An 18,338-nucleotide genomic window follows, 5' to 3' on the forward strand; every position below is an offset into this window, starting at 1 on the left:
TATTTTTGCAACTTAATTAAGAATAAATGGATTACGTAGAAAATATATTAGGTACTATAGGAAATACGCCTCTTGTTAAAATGAACAAACTGGCAAATGATGTTCCTGCATTAGTACTTGCAAAGTATGAAACCTTTAACCCAGGAAACTCGGCTAAAGACCGTATGGGTTTAAAGATGATAGAAGATGCAGAGGCAGATGGACGTCTAAAACCAGGTGGAACCATTATAGAAGGTACTAGCGGTAATACAGGTATGGGTCTTGCTCTTGCTGCTATTATTAAAGGGTACAAGTTAATATGTGTTCTAAGTGATAAGCAGTCTAATGAAAAGATGGATATTCTTAGAGCTGTAGGTGCTGAGGTGCATGTATGTCCTACTGATGTAGCTCCAGAAGATCCTCAGTCTTATTATTCTACTAGTAAAAGATTAAGTCAGGAGATACCTAACTCTTGGTATGTTAATCAATATGATAACCCATCAAATGCACAAGCGCATTATGAGAGTACTGGTCCAGAAATATGGGAACAGACTAAGGGTAAAATAACTCATTTTATTGTCGGTGTAGGAACTGGTGGTACTATAAGTGGAGTAGGTAAATACTTGAAGGAGCAAAATCCTGATGTTAAAATATGGGGTATAGATACGTATGGTTCTGTATTTAAAAAATACCATGAAACAGGTATTTTTGATCAAGACGAGATTTACTCATATGTAACAGAAGGAATAGGTGAAGATATTTTACCTAAAAACGTAGATTTTGATATTATCGATGGCTTTACTAAAGTTACTGATAAAGATGCAGCGGTTTATACACGTAGACTGGCAAAGGAAGAAGGTATGTTTTTAGGAAATAGTGCTGGTGCTGCTATCAAAGGATTAAAACAAATCCATAAAGAAGTAGGTTTTACTGAAGATGATGTAGTTGTCATTCTTTATCATGATCATGGTAGTCGTTATGTAGGGAAATTCTTTAACGATAACTGGATGAAAGAAAAAGGCTGGTTAAAAGAAGATGGTACTTACCATCCAGATGATAAATAGTAGCTACTTATCAAGATGAATAAAAAACCTCAAAAGCAATCGCTTTTGAGGTTTTCTATTTTAGCGCAGTTTCTGTAATTTTTAAATAATTGCTATCTTCCCATCATGCAAGAAGATTTTATCCATTACCTCTGGAAGTTTAAGAAATTGAGTGGTCAGCAATTACTGACAACAGAAGGAAAGGAGATAAAAATAAAATCATTAGGGACACATAATTTCTTTTCTGGACCAGACTTTTTTAATGGCCGTGTAGAGATAGATGGTCAAGACTGGGCAGGAAATGTAGAAATGCATGTAAAAGCAAGTGACTGGTATGTTCATGGTCATGATGATGACCCTGCATATGATAATGTGATTTTACACGTAGTATGGAATCACGATGCAGAGATTACTAGGCGAGATGGCGTTAATATTCCTGTTCTAGATGTTTCTAAATATGTGAATGAATCGCTTGTGCAATCTTATAGAAAGCTCTTTGTGGTTAAGAATAATCAATTTATAAATTGTGAAAACCAGTGGGTTACGGTAGATTCTTTTTTGAGAGATCAATGGATAGAAAAACTTTTTTTTGAACGATTAGAATATAAGTCTGATAGAATTAAGCACATGCTAGCCCAAAACAATAACGATTGGGAAGCTGCTTTTTTTCAGCTTTTAGCCAGAAGTTTTGGGACTAAAACTAATGCAGACGCTTTTGAACAACTAGCTAGTAGTATGGAGCAGTCAGTTGTGCGCAAACTTGCTAAGGATGCTTTTCAACTAGAGGCAGCTTTATTGGGTCAGTCTGGATTGCTAGATGAGGTAAAGAAAGATGGTTATTATAAAGAGTTGGTTGATGAGTACGCTTTCGCGAAAGCGAAACACTTATTAAAACCTTCTTTAACACCTATGAAGTTTTTTAGATTGCGACCGGCAAATTATCCTACCGTGCGAATTTCACAACTTGCGATGTTGTATCAACGCAATCCTATGCTTTTTGGAGAGATTTTGCTTGCTAGAACTAGGTCAGACATTCATCGATTATTTGATATTAAGGCTTCTAAATACTGGAATACGCATCATGTTTTTGATAAAGAAACAGAAGAAAGAGAAAAAATACTAACAGCCGATTTTATAGATCTTTTAATTATAAATTGTATTGTGCCCATTAAATTTATGCAAGCCAGGTTTATAGGAAAAGATAAGACTGATGAGCTTCTCGAATTAATGTACGAATTGAAGGCCGAGAAAAATACTGTTGTTTCAGGGTTTAAGAAATTGTTTAAAATAGATAGTGCGTTACAAACACAATCTTTACTACAATTAAAGTCTAATTATTGTGATGTCAATAAATGTTTGAGTTGCGATATAGGTGTGGCGTTATTGAGAAATTAACCTGATCTAGTTAATTCTTTAAAGCTTTGAAAATTTATGATCTCGATTGATTAAATTTACAGCATGAAAATAGTTACTTATATACGCACATTAATGGAGAAATACGGATTTTACGTATCTTCTCGTGTGGCAGATAAGTTAGGAATGAAAGCACGTAGCGTGCGTATTACTTTTATTTATTTCACGTTTGCAACCTTAGGTGCTGGATTTGCTGTGTATTTAATTATGGCTTTTTGGCTTAAAATTAAAGACCTTATTTATACAAAACGTAGTTCTGTATTTGATCTTTAAAAATGACGACAGTTGCATAATAAATTAAAAATAGCTTTTGCTTTATTGCTTTTTATGCTTTCTGTAGGCGTAATAGGTTTTAAAATAATAATGGATCTGTCATGGATAGATGCGTTATATATGACTGTAATAACGATAACTACTGTAGGGTATAGAGAGCTGCAAGAGCCTACTTCATCTGATAAGTTGTTTATTACTGGTTTTATTCTTTTCAGTGTGATTACTGTAGGTTATGCACTGGCAGTGATTACAGAGTATTTACTGTCCACAAATAGTTTAGCAGAATTGAGTAAGAAAAGAAAAAATAAACATTTAAATTCTATGGAGAATCACATTATAATTTGTGGGTATGGTCGTAATGGAAAACAAGCCGTTCAGAAATTACAGGATTATAATAGAGAGTTTATAATTATAGAAAAGGACCAGCAGGTAATTGATGACTGTTCTTTAGACCGAATAAACTTTGTAAGAGGTAATGCAAATGATGATGACGTGCTTGCTAAAGCAGGTATCAATAGAGCTTCTACTTTAATTACTGCGCTGCCAGAAGATGCAGATAATCTTTTTGTGGTGCTGAGTGCACGACAATTGAACGAGGATTTGAAAATTATATCTCGCGCTAGTGAAGAGAATTCTTATAAAAAATTAAAATTTGCTGGTGCAAATAATGTAATATTACCTGATGCTATAGGAGGGCAACACATGGCTTCCTTAATTGTTAGTCCTGATTTGATTGAATTTTGGGATAAATTAAGTTATGGAGGTAATGATGGAGTAAATCTTGAACAGGTTTCTTTTGAGCAAATGTTTGATGATATTAAAGATTGCCCCATTGTTAAACTAAATCTAAGGGAACAAACAGGTTGTACGATTATAGGTTATAAATCTCCACAAGGAGATTATATTGTAAACCCAGATCCTAATCAAAAATTAGTTCCAGGCTCAAAAATTATAGTTGTAGGTAATACAGAGCAGATTTCCAGACTGCAAAAAGTGTACAGAATTAACAATGACATAACATAAATAGCTGTAAAGCTTTCAAAAAGCAAGATTTTTGTGCATCTTGCTGACTTAACCATTTAATGTATTTAAAGTTATACTTCATGAATAAATTATTTCTTAGTTTAATAATTTTCACATTTTTCTCTCAATTAGGTTTTTCTCAATTAAAAGTGTCTCACAACATCACCGATGATTCTAGTGAGATAGAGACAGCTGTTATAGATATAAATGTAGAAGGAGGAGCGGCTCCATACAAATATTATTGGTCTGAAAAGAATATTGATACTTCTACAAAAACCGTAAAAAACGCAAAAGAAGGTAAAGAATACTCTGTAAGAGTAGAAGATGCTGCAGGTTTAACTGGTGAGCTAGCCTTTGAAGTGCCAGCAGAGTCTATCCCTGAAAAAATGAGTGCGGCATTTGCACCGATTGTAGGATTTATGGATGAATACTTTTTCTTTGATCCTTTTTACTCTTTAGGACTGTATGATAATCAGGTTAAGGATGCTAATGGCGACATAGTTTTAAACCCTAACGGTACGGTAAAGACTATAAAGTTGCCATTCATGGTAATCTGGTTAATTCTAGGAGCAGTGTTTTTTACTATTCGTTTTGGTTTTATCAATATACGTGGTATAAAGCATTCTTTAAGACTAGTGCGCGGTAAGTATGATGAGGCAGATGCTAAAGGTGAGGTTACACACTTCCAAGCTCTTGCAACAGCAGTATCTGGAACAGTAGGATTAGGTAATATAGCAGGTGTAGCAGTAGCTATTTCTACAGGTGGTCCAGGAGCAACATTCTGGATTATTCTTGCAGGTTTACTAGGTATGTCTTCTAAGTTTATAGAATGTACTCTTGGAGTAAAATATAGAACCGTTGCAGAAGATGGAACGATCTCTGGTGGTCCTATGGAATACCTTAAAAAAGGTTTTGCTGAAAAAGGATTAGGTGGACTAGGTAAAGGTCTTTCTCTTATATATGCCATTATTATTATGCTTGCGGCATTTGCTGCAGGATCAATGTTTCAGGCTAACCAAGCAACTGCGCAACTAGCAAGTGTTATGGGTGTGGATGGAACAGCAAAAACTATCATAGGTGTTGTAATCGCAGTCCTAGTAGGTATCGTAATCGTAGGAGGCCTTAAAGGAATCGCAAAGGTTACTGATAAGGTTGTCCCTTCTATGGCAGGTTTATATATCTTAATGTGTATAATCGTAGTAGGAGCAAACATTACTGAAGTAGGACACGCGTTTGGATTAATTATAGATGGCGCATTTCAAGCAGACGCTATGTATGGTGGTTTCTTAGGTGTTCTTGTATTAGGATTTCAACGTGCTGCATTCTCTAATGAGGCTGGTTTAGGATCTGCCTCAATTGCTCACTCTGCTGCAAAAACTAATCACCCAGTGGCTGAAGGTTTTGTAGCTCTTTTAGAGCCATTTATTGATACCGTTGTAGTATGTACACTTACAGCTTTAGTTCTTATTTTTACTGGTACGTATCAAGGAGAAGTAGCTACAGGTTCTGCTCTTACAGCAGTTGCATTTTCTAAAGTAATTCCTGGAGCAGACTATTTACTTACTATAGCTATTTTCTTATTTGCATTTTCAACTATTCTTACATGGTCTTACTACGGTGTAAAAGCAGCGCAAAGTATTTTTGGAAGCAAGAAAATTGTAGAAATTATATTTAAAGCTGTATTTTTATTAACGGTAGTTTTAGGGGCTTCTATAGGTTTAGGTGCGGTAATAGATTTTGCAGACATGATGTTCCTTACTCTTGCTATTCCTAACCTTATCGGTTTATACATGATGTCAGGTGGAGTTGCAAAAGATCTCAAAACTTATTTTGCTAAAGTAAAATCTGGAGAAATACCACAGACTAAATAAAACATACTTATTTTGAATAATATAAAATCCCTCTTTGCATTTGATAGAAGTCAGCAAAGAGGGATTTTTATATTATTACTATTTATCATATTAGTTGTTGCTGGTCTCTATTATATTAGAACCTTACCGCCAGATCCACTCGTACTAGATAACGTTTCTTCATATCAACATAGGGTAGATTCATTAAAAAGAATCCAACAAAGTAGAAGAGATACTATTTATCCTTTTAACCCTAATTATATAACTGACTATAGAGGTTATAAATTAGGTCTTAGTGTAGAAGAGATAGATCGATTGCACCGCTTTCGCGAAAGCGGAAAATGGGTAAACTCTAAGAAAGATTTTCAAAAAGTAACCCAAGTTAGTGATCAATGGCTGGATAGTATATCGCCATATTTTAAATTTCCTGAATGGGTTACAAACCCTAAAAAGAATACTTATAAAACCTTTGTACCTTATAAAGATCGTAAAGTAGTCGCTGCAAATATTAACCTAGCCTCTCAAGATCAACTTAAAAAGGTTTATGGAATAGGTCCAGCCCTTTCTGGGAGAATTATTAAAGAAAGAGATCGACTTAAGGGTTTTATAGATATCTCTCAAGTTAGAGGTGTCTATGGCCTTACCGATTCTACTATGGTGCAATTAAAGAAGCATTTTTATGTCACAGCTCCGGTTGGTTTTAAGAAAATAGCATTAAATACCGCTACCGATGAACAGTTGTTAGCTATTCCTTATTTTGACGACTACCTAGTTGATAAACTAATGGAACAAAGGACGTTGCGCGATGGATTTAAATCTTGGGATAAAGTGATGTTAACATCTAGATTTCCACAAGAAAAATTAGCATTAATTCAACTATATTTGACATTAGATTAAAATAATCAGTTGTAACTGAGAATATCGCATTTAAAATTATGTTTTAAGTGTTTTTCTATAATCATATAGTACTTAATTTATGTATTCAAAATATTTCACTGAAGAGCATGACGCCTTCAGACAAAGTTTTAGAGACTTTCTTAATAAAGAAGCTGTTCCACATATTGATAGATGGGAAGAAACAGGAAAGATAGATCGAGAGATTTTTCAGAAAATGGGAGAGATGGGCTATTTCGGTCTTTATTATCCAGAAGAATATGGTGGTCTAGATCTAGATTTCTTTTATACAGTGATATTCTTAGAAGAAATGCAACGCATTAATTCAGGTGGTTTTGCAGCAGCTATGTGGGTGCAAGCTTTCCTAGGTGCACAACACTTACTTAAAGAAGGAGATGAGCGTATAAAACAAGAATACCTTGTTCCTACGTTAACAGGAGAGAAAATAGGATGTCTAGGTATTACAGAGCCATTCGGTGGTAGTGATGTTGCAGGAATGAGAACCACTGCTGTTAAAGATGGTGATCATTATATCATTAACGGCTCAAAAACATTTATTACTAACGGTGTTTATAGTGACTACTTGGTAATCGCTGCAAAAACTGATGTAGATGCAAAGGGTAGAGGTATCTCTATTTTTGTTATGGATCGTGAGACGCCAGGGATAAGTGCTACTAAACTTAATAAATTAGGATGGAGAGCAAGTGATACAGGAGAGATAGGTTTTGATAATGTGCGTATTCCTGCTGCAAACCTTATGGGTGAAGAAGGGAAAGGATTTCCTTATATCATGCAGCACTTTGCACTAGAGCGTCTTATTATGGGCATTAACTCTCATGCAAGAGCAGAGTATGCTCTAGAGTACACTGCGCAATACATGAAAGAACGTACGGCCTTCGGTACTACTATTGATAAATTCCAGTCTTTACGTCACGGTATGGCAGATATGTATAGTGAGGTAGAGATGGCAAAAAACTTTAATTACTCCATATCAGAGCAATTAGATAAAGGACTTTATCCTGTAAAAGAGGCTAGTATGTCTAAGTTGGTTTCTACAAAAATCGCTGACGAGGTCATTTATAAGTGCCTTCAGTATCTAGGAGGTTATGGTTACATAGAAGAATATCCACTCGCGAGAATGTGGAGAGATAGTCGTCTAGGCCCTATCGGTGGTGGTACTAGTGAGATCATGCGCGAGATTATTGCAAAAATGATGTTGGACGGTAAAGATTATAAACCAGCAGCAAAGTAGGTTGAGGGTTACGCTTTCGCGAAAGCGAAAAATAAATAAATATCTAATAAAATAAAGTTCTTTGAGATTGTAAAATAATATGTACTTTTGCGATCCCAAAGAAAGGAGGTGATGACACTATGTTAATAATACCAGTTAAAGACGGAGAAAATATCGATAGAGCTCTAAAGCGTTTCAAAAGAAAATTTGATCGTACAGGCAAGATGCGTGAACTACGTAGAAGACAGCAGTTTAATAAACCGTCTGTTGTAAAACGTGCTCGCAACATCAAAGCAGCTTACATTCAAGGACTTCGTGACGCAGAGAACATCTAGAGAATTTCTTCTTTAGAATATCATACCGCTAGTTGTAAATTTATACATTTACAGCTAGCGGTTTTTTTATGCATATAGAATCATATATAGAGTATTTACAGTATGAGAAGAATTATTCATCTCACACCATATCGGCTTATAAGAAAGACTTAAGCCTTTTCCTGTTGTATGTAGAAGAGCAAGGAGTAGTTTCTGTGGTGGATGTCGTTTATAATGATATTAGAAGTTGGGTGACTGACTTGTTGGAAAATGGTGACTCCCATAGAACGGTTAATCGTAAAATGTCTTCTATAAAATCTTATTTTAAGTTTCTTCTTAAAATAGGAGAGCTGACTGTTGATCCGTCTAGTTTATATAAAAGCCTGAAGGTTGCAAAAAAAATTCAAGTTCCTTTTTCCATAAATGAAGTGTTAAAATTATTAGATTCTCCTTATGATGAAAATGATTTTGAACAATCTCGAGATTTTTTAATGATAGAGTTGTTGTATGCGACTGGAATAAGGAGAGATGAGTTGATTAACCTGAAAATACCTGATGTCGATTTAATACGTGATCAGATAAAAGTAACTGGTAAAAGGGATAAGCAGCGCATAATACCGTTAGTTCATTCCATTAAAAATCACTTAGAGAAGTATTTAGGTTTAAGAAGTGTTGTCGCTGTCTCTGGTGTAAATGAATTGTTTGTTACTTCTAAAGGAATTAAAGTCTATCCAAGCCTTGTGTATCGCGTTATAAAATCATATTTTAGTAAGGTATCTTTGAAGGTAAAGATAAGCCCGCATGTTTTGAGACATACATTTGCTACGCATTTGTTAGATCATGGTGCAGATTTAAATGCTGTGAAAGAATTATTGGGGCATACTAGTCTGTCATCTACGCAAATTTATACGCATAGTAGTATGGCTGTGTTAAAAGGGGTTTATAGTAATGCTCATCCTAGATCAAAAAAATAATTAATTTAAAACCTATTTATTATGAAGGTAAACACGCAAGCAGTAAATTTTGATGCAGATGCTTCACTAATTGATTTTACTCAAAAGAGATTAGATAAGTTAGAGCAATTTTATAATAAGATCATAAATGCAGATGTATATCTAAAAGTGCAGAAGACATCAGCTCCAGAAAATAAGATAGCTGAAATTAGAATATTTGTACCAGGAGATGATATGGTGGTAAAAAAAACATGTAAAACTTTTGAGCAGTGTATCGACGAGTGTGCCGCGTCTTTAGAGAGACAATTGAAAAAGCGCAAAGAAAAATTAGCTGAACATTAAAAAAAAATCAAAAAAAAGTTTGGTCAATTAAAAAATAGACTTACATTTGCACTCCGTTAGAAATAACGAACTTTTTTAGAAATAAGAAAGTGTCAAAAGCCGATGTAGCTCAGCTGGCTAGAGCAGCTGATTTGTAATCAGCAGGTCGTGGGTTCGAGTCCCTCCATCGGCTCTTTTGAAATAACAAATCTTAATTGGTTTGTAGGGGAGATACTCAAGCGGCCAACGAGGACGGACTGTAACTCCGTTGGGAAACCTTCGCAGGTTCGAATCCTGCTCTCCCCACTATATTATCTGAAAAGATAATTTGAAATATTGAATACCTTTTAGTTGTAAAACTAATAAATGCGAGAGTAGCTCAGTTGGTAGAGCGTCAGCCTTCCAAGCTGAATGTCGCCAGTTCGAACCTGGTCTCTCGCTCTAAAATATTAAACTCTATTTTTATTTGAGTTTAAAGTCAAGTTGTCCATTCCTTATGAAGGGGTTTTGCCGGTGTAGCTCAGGGGTAGAGCGTTTCCTTGGTAAGGAAGAGGTCACGAGTTCAAATCTCGTCATTGGCTCTGTAAGATAAAAATAGGTCTCAATAGAGGCCATTACTAGTATAGACTGATTTGGTTTTAGCTCCGTGTCTGTCTTTATAAAACGAAACACTAATATAAACTAAGATTATAAGTTATGGCTAAAGAAACGTACGATCGTTCGAAACCTCACCTTAACGTAGGGACAATTGGTCACGTTGACCACGGTAAAACTACTCTTACCGCTGCAATCACTAAAGTACTTGCAGATGCTGGTTTTTCTAATGCGACAAGTTTTGACCAAATTGATAACGCTCCTGAAGAAAAAGAGCGTGGTATTACTATTAACTCATCACACGTTGAGTATCAGACTCAGAACAGACACTACGCACACGTAGATTGTCCTGGTCACGCCGATTATGTAAAGAACATGGTTACTGGTGCTGCTCAAATGGATGGTGCTATTCTTGTTGTTGCTGCAACTGATGGTCCTATGCCTCAGACTCGTGAGCACATCCTTCTTGGTCGTCAGGTAGGTATTCCTCGTATTGTTGTATTCCTTAATAAAGTGGATATGGTAGATGATGAAGAGCTTCTTGAGTTAGTTGATATGGAAGTACGTGATCTTTTAAGTTTCTATGAGTATGATGGTGACAATGGTCCTGTTGTATCTGGTTCTGCACTTGGTGCACTTAACGGTGAGCAAAAATGGGTTGACACAGTATTAGAATTAATGGCTGCTGTTGATGCGTGGATTGAAGAGCCTGTTCGTGATATGGATAAGCCTTTCCTTATGCCTATAGAAGATGTATTCTCTATTACAGGTCGTGGTACTGTTGCAACTGGTCGTATTGAGACTGGTGTAGCTAATACTGGAGATCCAGTTGAGATTATTGGTATGGGTGCTGAGAAGTTAACTTCTACTATTACTGGTATTGAAATGTTCCGTCAGATTCTTGATAGAGGTGAAGCTGGTGATAACGCAGGTATCTTATTGAGAGGTATTGAGAAGTCTATGATCTCTCGTGGTATGGTAATTACTAAGCCTGGATCTGTAACTCCTCACGCTAAATTTAAAGCAGAGGTTTATATCCTTAAGAAAGAAGAAGGTGGACGTCACACTCCATTCCACAATAACTACCGTCCACAGTTTTATGTGCGTACTACCGATGTAACTGGTAATATTGCTCTTCCTGATGGTGTAGAAATGGTAATGCCTGGAGATAACTTAACTATTACAGTTGATCTTATCCAGCCTATTGCTTTGAACTTAGGTCTTCGTTTTGCAATCCGTGAGGGTGGTAGAACTGTAGGAGCTGGTCAGGTTACTGAAATTCTAGATTAATTTCTATAATGATATTATAAGTATCCTATCTATATTCTAGATAGGATACTTTTCCTTTGTAAAAAAGGAAGGCAATATAAATCATACTTAAGGTATGGTTGTTTGCGGGCTTAGCTCAGTTGGTAGAGCACTGGTCTCCAAAACCAGGTGTCGTGAGTTCGAGTCTCTCAGCCCGTGCAGTTTAAATAAAGTTTACTCCATTTTCATAGATTACTATGAATATAGTTAACGTTTACAACATTACAATTATGAGTTTGATAACATATGTAAAAGAGTCTTATAATGAGTTAACTAATCATGTTACTTGGCCTACATGGGCTGAGACACAAAAGTTAACGATTACTGTTGCTGTATTCTCAATTGTTTTTGCGCTTATTGTATCAGGAATAGACTTTGTGTTTAGTTCGGCGATCGAAAATTATTTTTATTGGATTAAGGCTAACTAATTTTTGATATGTCAGAAGAGAAGGATTTAATGAAATGGTATGTTGTACGTTCAGTGAGCGGACAAGAGAATAAGATTAAAGAGTATATAGAGTCTGAAATTGCACATCATAACTTAGGTGATTATTTACAACAAATTTTAGTTCCTACTGAGAAAGTTGTTCAAATAAGGAATGGTAAAAAATATAATAAAGAGAGAGTTTATTTCCCTGGTTATATTATGGTGCAGGCTAGATTAGAAGGTGAAGTGCCTCATATTATTAAATCTGTTAATGGTGTTATTGGTTTCTTAGGAGAAACTAAAGGAGGTGATCCAGTTCCATTAAGACGTTCAGAGGTTAATAGAATGTTAGGTAAGGTTGATGAGTTAGCTGAACAAACAGATAATGTTTCTATTCCTTATAAAACTGGTGAAACAGTAAAGGTTGTAGATGGTCCTTTCAATGGTTTCAATGGTACTATTGAAAAGGTAAATGAAGAAAAGCGTAAGCTAGAAGTTATGGTTAAGATTTTTGGACGTAAAACTCCTCTAGAGCTTAGCTATATGCAAGTAGAGAAAATATAAATGTTACAATTTATAGGTAGTAAATAAGGCTTCCACTTTATTATTATCAAAATAGTGAAATTAATTAGAAATGGCTAAAGAAGTATCTAAGGTTGTAAAACTACAAGTTAAGGGTGGTGCAGCAAACCCATCTCCTCCTGTAGGACCTGCACTTGGTGCGGCTGGTGTTAATATCATGGAGTTCTGTAAGCAGTTTAATGCTAGGACTCAGGATAAAGCAGGTAAAGTTTTACCGGTAGCGATAACTGTTTATAAGGATAAGTCCTTTGACTTTGTTATCAAAACTCCTCCAGCAGCAGTACAAATCCTTGAAGCGATAAAGCTTAAAGGCGGTAGTGGGGAACCTAATCGTAAAAAAGTTGGAACTATCACATGGGATCAAATTCGTTTGATTGCCGAAGATAAGATGCCAGACCTCAATGCATTTACAGTAGAAAGCGCTATGAAAATGGTAGCTGGAACTGCAAGATCAATGGGTGTGAACGTTAAGGGTGGAAACGCACCTGCTTAAAACTTGTAACAATGGCAAAATTGACAAAAAATCAAAAAGCAAGTCTTCCAAAAATTGATAAGTCACAAACTTATTCAGTTGCTGAAGCTGCTAAATTAGTAAAGGATGTTACAACTACAAAGTTTGACGCATCTGTAGATCTAGCTGTGAGATTAAACGTGGATCCACGTAAAGCTAACCAGATGGTTAGAGGCGTTGTGACACTTCCTCATGGTACTGGTAAAGATGTTAAAGTATTAGCTTTAGTAACGCCAGATAAAGAAGCTGAAGCTACTGAAGCTGGTGCTGATTATGTTGGATTAGATGAATACCTTAACAAGATTAAAGGTGGTTGGACTGATGTTGATGTAATTATCACAATGCCTAGTGTAATGGGTAAATTAGGACCTTTAGGTCGTGTTTTAGGACCAAGAGGTTTAATGCCTAACCCTAAGACTGGTACTGTTACAATGGATGTTGCAAAAGCTGTTTCTGAAGTAAAAGCTGGTAAAATTGACTTTAAAGTTGATAAGACTGGTATTATTCACGCTGCAATTGGAAAAGCATCTTTTGACGCTGCTAAAATTGAAGGGAATGCTAAAGAATTAATTAACACACTAGTTAAATTAAAACCAACAACGTCTAAGGGTATTTATATCAAAAGTATCTTTATGTCTAGTACGATGAGTCCTAGTATTGAGATAGACGCTAAACGTTTTGCAGACGACTAAAAATCTAGATCATGACAAGAGAACAAAAAGCAAATGTTATACAAGATTTGACTGCTACGTTAGCTGAAAATTCAACTATTTATTTAGCAGACATATCTGGTTTAAATGCATTAGATACATCAAATTTACGTAGAGCTTGTTTTAAAGCTAACGTAAAAATGGCAGTAGTAAAGAATACACTTCTTTCTAAAGCTATGGAAGCATCAGATAAGGATTTTGCTGAATTACCTGAATTATTAAAAGGTAATACTGCAATTATGTTATCAGAGGTTGCAAATAGCCCTGCTAAAGTAATTGAAACTTTCCGTAAGAAGTCTGATAAGCCTGTGCTTAAAGGAGCTTATATTGAGGAAGCAATTTACGTAGGAGATGATATGCTTAGTACATTAAGTAATATCAAATCTAAAGAAGAAATGATTGGTGAGATTATCGGTCTTCTTCAAAGTCCTGCTAAGAATGTTATTTCAGCACTTCAATCTGGTGGTGGAAAAATTGCAGGAATACTTAAAACTCTATCGGAAAGATAGAACACAAATTAGTACGCACTTAATTATTTATAAATTTTATTAAAACGATAGACATGGCAGATTTAAAAGATTTCGCTGAACAGTTAGTTAACTTAACTGTTAAAGAAGTAAACGAATTAGCAGACATCCTTAAGGATGAATATGGTATTGAGCCAGCAGCAGCAGCAGTTGCTATGGCAGGACCAGCTGCAGGTGGCGGTGACGCTGCTGATGAGCAAACAGAATTTGATGTAATCCTTAAAGCTGCAGGTGGTGCTAAGCTAGCTGTTGTTAAACTTGTAAAAGAACTTACAGGAGCAGGATTAAAAGATGCAAAAGGTTTAGTTGATAGTGCACCATCTCCAATCAAGGAAGGTGTTTCTAAAGATGAAGCAGAAGCACTTAAAGCTCAGCTTGAAGAAGCTGGAGCTGAGGTTGAGTTGAAGTAATTCTTCTTACCAAAACATTATCGGTTTAGACCTGTGAGCATTGCTCACAGGGCTAGACCATTTTGCGTATAAAGATGAGACGTCGTCGATAACGCTTTTTTTAACAATTTAATACCGTGCATTGATGCTAGCAACAAACACAGAGAGAATTAATTTTTCAACGGTAACTAATAAGGCAGAATATCCTGACTTGCTGGATATCCAAATTAAATCCTTTCAGGACTTTTTTCAGCTAGAGACTAAATCTGATAAAAGAGAAGTTGAAGGTTTGTATAATACCTTCATGGAGAATTTTCCAATTACTGATACTCGTAATCAGTTTGTTTTGGAATTTCTTGATTACTTCGTAGACCCACCTCGTTATTCTATTCAGGAATGTATAGAGCGTGGTCTAACTTATAGCGTGCCTCTTAAATCACGTTTGAAATTATATTGTACAGATCCTGAACATGAGGATTTTGAAACAATCGTACAAGATGTTTATCTTGGTACTATCCCTTACATGACACCTTCTGGTACTTTTTGTATCAATGGAGCTGAGCGTGTGGTTGTATCTCAGTTACACAGGTCTCCTGGTGTTTTCTTTGGTCAATCTTTCCATGCAAATGGTACTAAATTATATTCTGCTCGTGTAATTCCTTTTAAAGGATCATGGATAGAATTTGCGACAGATATTAATAGTGTAATGTACGCTTATATCGATCGTAAAAAGAAATTACCTGTTACAACACTTTTCCGTGCTATTGGCTTTGAAAGAGATAAAGATATCTTAGGTATTTTTGATCTTGCTGAAGAAGTTAAGGCAAGTAAAACAGGTCTTAAAAAATACTTAGGTCGCAAGCTTGCTGCTCGTGTACTAAGAACTTGGCATGAAGATTTCGTTGATGAAGATACTGGAGAAGTAGTATCTATTGAGCGTAATGAAATTGTTCTTGATAGAGATACAATTCTTGAAAAGGAACACATAGATGAGATAATTGATTCTCAAGCTAAGACTATTCTTCTTCATAAAGAAGATAATATGTCTGCTGATTATGCCATTATACATAATACCTTACAGAAGGATCCTACAAACTCTGAAAAAGAGGCTGTAGAACATATATATAGACAATTACGTAACGCTGAGCCGCCTGATGAAGAAACTGCTCGTGGAATCATCGATAAATTATTCTTCTCTGATCAGAGATATAATTTAGGTGAGGTAGGTCGTTACCGTATGAATAAAAAATTGAATCTTGATATTCCTATGGATAAGCAGGTGCTTACCAAAGAAGATATCATTACTATTATTAAGCATTTGATCATGTTGATCAACTCTAAGGCAGAGATTGATGATATTGATCACTTATCTAACCGTCGTGTTCGTACGGTAGGTGAGCAGTTAAGTTCACAGTTTGGTGTAGGTCTTGCTCGTATGGCTCGTACTATACGTGAGCGTATGAATGTTAGAGATAATGAAGTGTTTACACCTATTGACCTTATTAATGCTAAGACATTGTCTTCTGTTATTAATTCATTCTTTGGGACGAACCAATTATCTCAATTCATGGATCAAACAAATCCATTAGCTGAGATTACACACAAGCGTAGATTATCTGCACTTGGACCAGGTGGTCTTTCGAGAGAAAGAGCTGGTTTTGAGGTTCGTGATGTACACTATACTCACTATGGTAGACTTTGTCCTATTGAAACTCCTGAAGGACCGAACATTGGTCTTATTTCTTCGCTTGCTGTTTTTGCTAAAGTGAATGGAATGGGATTCATCGAGACTCCTTATAGAAAGGTTACAGATGGTGTGGTAAATCTTGAAGATGAACCAACTTACTTAAGTGCTGAGGAAGAAGAAGGTTTACTTATTGCCCAAGCTAACTTACCGTTGACTAATGGTAAAATAGATCAGGAAAAAGTAATTGCTCGTATGGAAGGTGACTTCCCGGTAATTGATGCTTCAGAGGTTGTTTATGCTGACGTTGCTCCTAATCAAATTGCATCTATTTCTGCATCTCTAATTCCATTCTTGGAACATGATGATGCAAACCGTGCACTGATGGGGTCTAACATGATGCGTCAGGCGGTACCTTTACTTAGAGTTGATGCTCCTATTGTTGGAACAGGTCTAGAAAGACAAGTTGCAACTGATTCTAGAGTATTAATAAATGCTGAAGGTGATGGAGAGGTAGTTTATGTAGATGCACAAAAAGTAGTGATCAAGTATGATCGTACAGAGCGTGAATCTTTAGTAAGCTTTGAGCCTGAAGACACTTCTTATAATTTGATTAAATTCCGTAAAACTAACCAAGGGACGAGTATTACACTTAAACCTATAGTTGAAAAAGGAGATAGAGTTAATAAAGGTCAGGTATTATGTCAAGGTTATGCAACTGAGGCTGGTGAACTTGCGTTAGGTCGTAACATGAAAGTGGCATTTATGCCTTGGAAAGGTTATAACTTTGAGGATGCGATCGTTATTTCTGAAAAAGTAGTACGTGAAGATATATTTACTTCTATTCACGTAGATGAATACTCATTAGATGTTAGAGATACAAAATTAGGTAATGAAGAGTTAACTCCAGATATACCTAATGTTTCTGAAGAAGCTACTGCAGACCTTGATGAACAAGGTATGATTCGTATCGGTGCAGAAGTTAAACCAGGTGATATATTAATAGGTAAAATTACTCCTAAAGGAGAAAGTGATCCTACTCCAGAGGAGAAACTGCTTAGAGCAATCTTTGGTGATAAGGCTGGTGATGTAAAAGATGCGTCATTAAAAGCATCTCCATCTCTTAGAGGTGTTGTTATCGGTAAAAAATTATTCTCTCGTGCTGTAAAGGATAAGAGAAAGAGAGCTCAAGATAAAGAAGATATCGCAAGATTAGAGCAGAATTATCAAGGTAAATTTGATGGTTTACAAGAGCGTCTAATTGAGAAATTATTTGAGATCGTAAGTGGTAAAACATCACAAGGTGTATTTAATGATCTTGGAGAAGAAGTTCTTCCTAAAGGTAAAAAGTATACTCTTAAAATGTTAAATTCAGTGGATGACTTTACTCATTTAACTTCTGGTACTTGGACTACGAGTAGTGATGTGAATGAGATGGTTGCTGATTTACTACATAACTATAAGATTAAAGAAAATGATCTTCAAGGGTCATTACGTCGTGAGAAGTTCACAATCTCTGTCGGAGATGAGCTTCCTGCTGGTATCATAAAACTTGCAAAAGTTTATATCGCTAAAAAGCGTAAACTTAAAGTTGGTGATAAAATGGCTGGTCGTCACGGTAACAAAGGTATCGTTGCACGTATTGTACGTCAGGAAGATATGCCATTCCTTGAAGATGGAACTCCAGTAGATATCGTATTGAATCCACTTGGTGTACCTTCTCGTATGAATATAGGTCAGATTTATGAAACTGTTTTAGGATGGGCTGGTGAGAAACTAGGCAAGAAATTTGCAACTCCTATCTTTGATGGTGCTACTTTAGATCAGATCAATGGATATACTGATGAGGCTGGTATTCCACGTTTCGGTCATACATATTTATTTGATGGAGGTACTGGTGAGCGTTTTGATCAACCTGCAACAGTAGGTATAATCTACATGCTTAAACTAGGTCACATGGTAGATGATAAGATGCACGCGCGTTCTATCGGTCCATACTCATTGATTACTCAGCAACCACTTGGTGGTAAGGCACAATTTGGTGGTCAACGTTTTGGAGAGATGGAGGTATGGGCACTTGAGGCATATGGTGCTTCTAGTACACTACGTGAAATCTTAACTGTAAAATCAGATGACGTTATAGGACGTGCTAAGACTTACGAAGCAATCGTGAAAGGTGAACCTATGCCAGAACCTGGTCTTCCTGAATCATTTAATGTATTGATGCATGAGTTGAAAGGTCTAGGATTAGATCTAAGACTGGAGGATTAATTTTTTCTGTGAGGTTTTATGTTTGTTTCGCTTTCGCGAAA

Annotated in this window: 18 protein-coding genes and 5 tRNA genes; all 23 read left to right on the forward strand. The window is 36.0% G+C overall.

Translation table 11 applies throughout. The annotated features are described in order from the left end of the window. Positions 1–26 precede the first annotated feature (26 nt). The 23 genes from ACJJVN_RS15155 (at position 27) to rpoB (ending at position 18,297) form a co-directional block, all read left to right on the forward strand. Positions 27–1,043: a PLP-dependent cysteine synthase family protein gene (locus ACJJVN_RS15155; protein ID WP_104514671.1), complete on the forward strand. Its 1,017-nt coding sequence runs from the start codon at positions 27–29 to the stop codon at positions 1,041–1,043. Positions 1,044–1,148: 105 nt separating this feature from the next. Then, positions 1,149–2,417 carry a DUF2851 family protein gene (locus ACJJVN_RS15160; protein ID WP_405379231.1) on the forward strand — a complete coding sequence of 423 codons (1,269 nt, stop codon included), beginning with the start codon at positions 1,149–1,151 and terminating at the stop codon, positions 2,415–2,417. 63 nt (positions 2,418–2,480) lie between these two features. Continuing rightward, positions 2,481–2,708 (forward strand): PspC family transcriptional regulator, encoded by a 228-nt coding sequence (locus ACJJVN_RS15165; protein ID WP_104514673.1) that lies wholly within the window; start codon positions 2,481–2,483, stop codon positions 2,706–2,708. A 12-nt stretch (positions 2,709–2,720) separates the two neighbouring features. Beyond that, complete coding sequence (locus tag ACJJVN_RS15170; protein ID WP_405379233.1) at positions 2,721–3,731, forward strand: potassium channel family protein; 1,011 nt, start codon at positions 2,721–2,723, stop codon at positions 3,729–3,731. An 80-nt stretch (positions 3,732–3,811) separates the two neighbouring features. Further along, the gene (locus ACJJVN_RS15175) at positions 3,812–5,602 is read left to right on the forward strand and encodes an alanine/glycine:cation symporter family protein (RefSeq protein WP_405369754.1); all 1,791 of its coding nucleotides are present in this window, start codon (positions 3,812–3,814) and stop codon (positions 5,600–5,602) included. 12 nt (positions 5,603–5,614) lie between these two features. Then, the gene (locus tag ACJJVN_RS15180) at positions 5,615–6,478 is read left to right on the forward strand and encodes a helix-hairpin-helix domain-containing protein (RefSeq protein ID WP_104514676.1); all 864 of its coding nucleotides are present in this window, start codon (positions 5,615–5,617) and stop codon (positions 6,476–6,478) included. A 79-nt stretch (positions 6,479–6,557) separates the two neighbouring features. After that, entirely contained in the window at positions 6,558–7,727 is a 1,170-nt protein-coding gene (locus ACJJVN_RS15185; protein WP_104514677.1) for an acyl-CoA dehydrogenase family protein, read from the forward strand. A gap of 119 nt (positions 7,728–7,846) precedes the next feature. After that, positions 7,847–8,041 carry a 30S ribosomal protein S21 gene (gene rpsU, locus ACJJVN_RS15190; protein ID WP_104514678.1) on the forward strand — a complete coding sequence of 65 codons (195 nt, stop codon included), beginning with the start codon at positions 7,847–7,849 and terminating at the stop codon, positions 8,039–8,041. Positions 8,042–8,109: 68 nt separating this feature from the next. Next, positions 8,110–8,994: a tyrosine-type recombinase/integrase gene (locus ACJJVN_RS15195; protein WP_405379236.1), complete on the forward strand. Its 885-nt coding sequence runs from the start codon at positions 8,110–8,112 to the stop codon at positions 8,992–8,994. Between the two features lie 21 nt (positions 8,995–9,015). Next, positions 9,016–9,315, forward strand: coding sequence for a ribosome hibernation-promoting factor, HPF/YfiA family (hpf, locus tag ACJJVN_RS15200; RefSeq protein ID WP_104514680.1), 300 nt, complete (start codon positions 9,016–9,018; stop codon positions 9,313–9,315). 98 nt (positions 9,316–9,413) lie between these two features. Beyond that, a tRNA-Thr gene (locus ACJJVN_RS15205) sits at positions 9,414–9,487 on the forward strand. 32 nt (positions 9,488–9,519) lie between these two features. Further along, positions 9,520–9,600: transfer RNA gene (locus ACJJVN_RS15210), tRNA-Tyr, on the forward strand. Positions 9,601–9,662: 62 nt separating this feature from the next. Further along, a tRNA-Gly gene (locus ACJJVN_RS15215) sits at positions 9,663–9,735 on the forward strand. Positions 9,736–9,803: 68 nt separating this feature from the next. Further along, positions 9,804–9,875 (forward strand) — tRNA-Thr (locus ACJJVN_RS15220). Between the two features lie 115 nt (positions 9,876–9,990). Further along, on the forward strand, positions 9,991–11,178 hold the full coding sequence (tuf, locus tag ACJJVN_RS15225; protein ID WP_104514681.1) for an elongation factor Tu: 1,188 nt from the start codon (positions 9,991–9,993) through the stop codon (positions 11,176–11,178). Positions 11,179–11,282: 104 nt separating this feature from the next. After that, positions 11,283–11,355: transfer RNA gene (locus tag ACJJVN_RS15230), tRNA-Trp, on the forward strand. A 71-nt stretch (positions 11,356–11,426) separates the two neighbouring features. Next, positions 11,427–11,624: a preprotein translocase subunit SecE gene (gene secE / locus ACJJVN_RS15235; protein ID WP_104514682.1), complete on the forward strand. Its 198-nt coding sequence runs from the start codon at positions 11,427–11,429 to the stop codon at positions 11,622–11,624. An 8-nt stretch (positions 11,625–11,632) separates the two neighbouring features. Then, positions 11,633–12,187, forward strand: coding sequence for a transcription termination/antitermination protein NusG (gene nusG, locus ACJJVN_RS15240; protein ID WP_104514683.1), 555 nt, complete (start codon positions 11,633–11,635; stop codon positions 12,185–12,187). A 70-nt stretch (positions 12,188–12,257) separates the two neighbouring features. Then, entirely contained in the window at positions 12,258–12,698 is a 441-nt protein-coding gene (gene rplK / locus ACJJVN_RS15245) for a 50S ribosomal protein L11 (RefSeq protein WP_104514684.1), read from the forward strand. An 11-nt stretch (positions 12,699–12,709) separates the two neighbouring features. Beyond that, the gene (rplA, locus tag ACJJVN_RS15250) at positions 12,710–13,408 is read left to right on the forward strand and encodes a 50S ribosomal protein L1 (RefSeq protein ID WP_104514685.1); all 699 of its coding nucleotides are present in this window, start codon (positions 12,710–12,712) and stop codon (positions 13,406–13,408) included. A gap of 11 nt (positions 13,409–13,419) precedes the next feature. Further along, the gene (gene rplJ / locus ACJJVN_RS15255) at positions 13,420–13,935 is read left to right on the forward strand and encodes a 50S ribosomal protein L10 (protein ID WP_405369751.1); all 516 of its coding nucleotides are present in this window, start codon (positions 13,420–13,422) and stop codon (positions 13,933–13,935) included. 53 nt (positions 13,936–13,988) lie between these two features. After that, positions 13,989–14,363, forward strand: coding sequence for a 50S ribosomal protein L7/L12 (gene rplL, locus ACJJVN_RS15260; protein ID WP_348114583.1), 375 nt, complete (start codon positions 13,989–13,991; stop codon positions 14,361–14,363). Between the two features lie 124 nt (positions 14,364–14,487). Continuing rightward, positions 14,488–18,297, forward strand: a complete 3,810-nt coding sequence (gene rpoB, locus ACJJVN_RS15265) for a DNA-directed RNA polymerase subunit beta (RefSeq protein ID WP_104514688.1) — start codon at positions 14,488–14,490, stop codon at positions 18,295–18,297. Positions 18,298–18,338 lie beyond the last annotated feature (41 nt).

The sequence above is a fragment of the Nonlabens sp. Asnod3-A02 genome (genome assembly GCF_045063755.1).
GTDB lineage: Bacteria > Bacteroidota > Bacteroidia > Flavobacteriales > Flavobacteriaceae > Nonlabens > Nonlabens xylanidelens.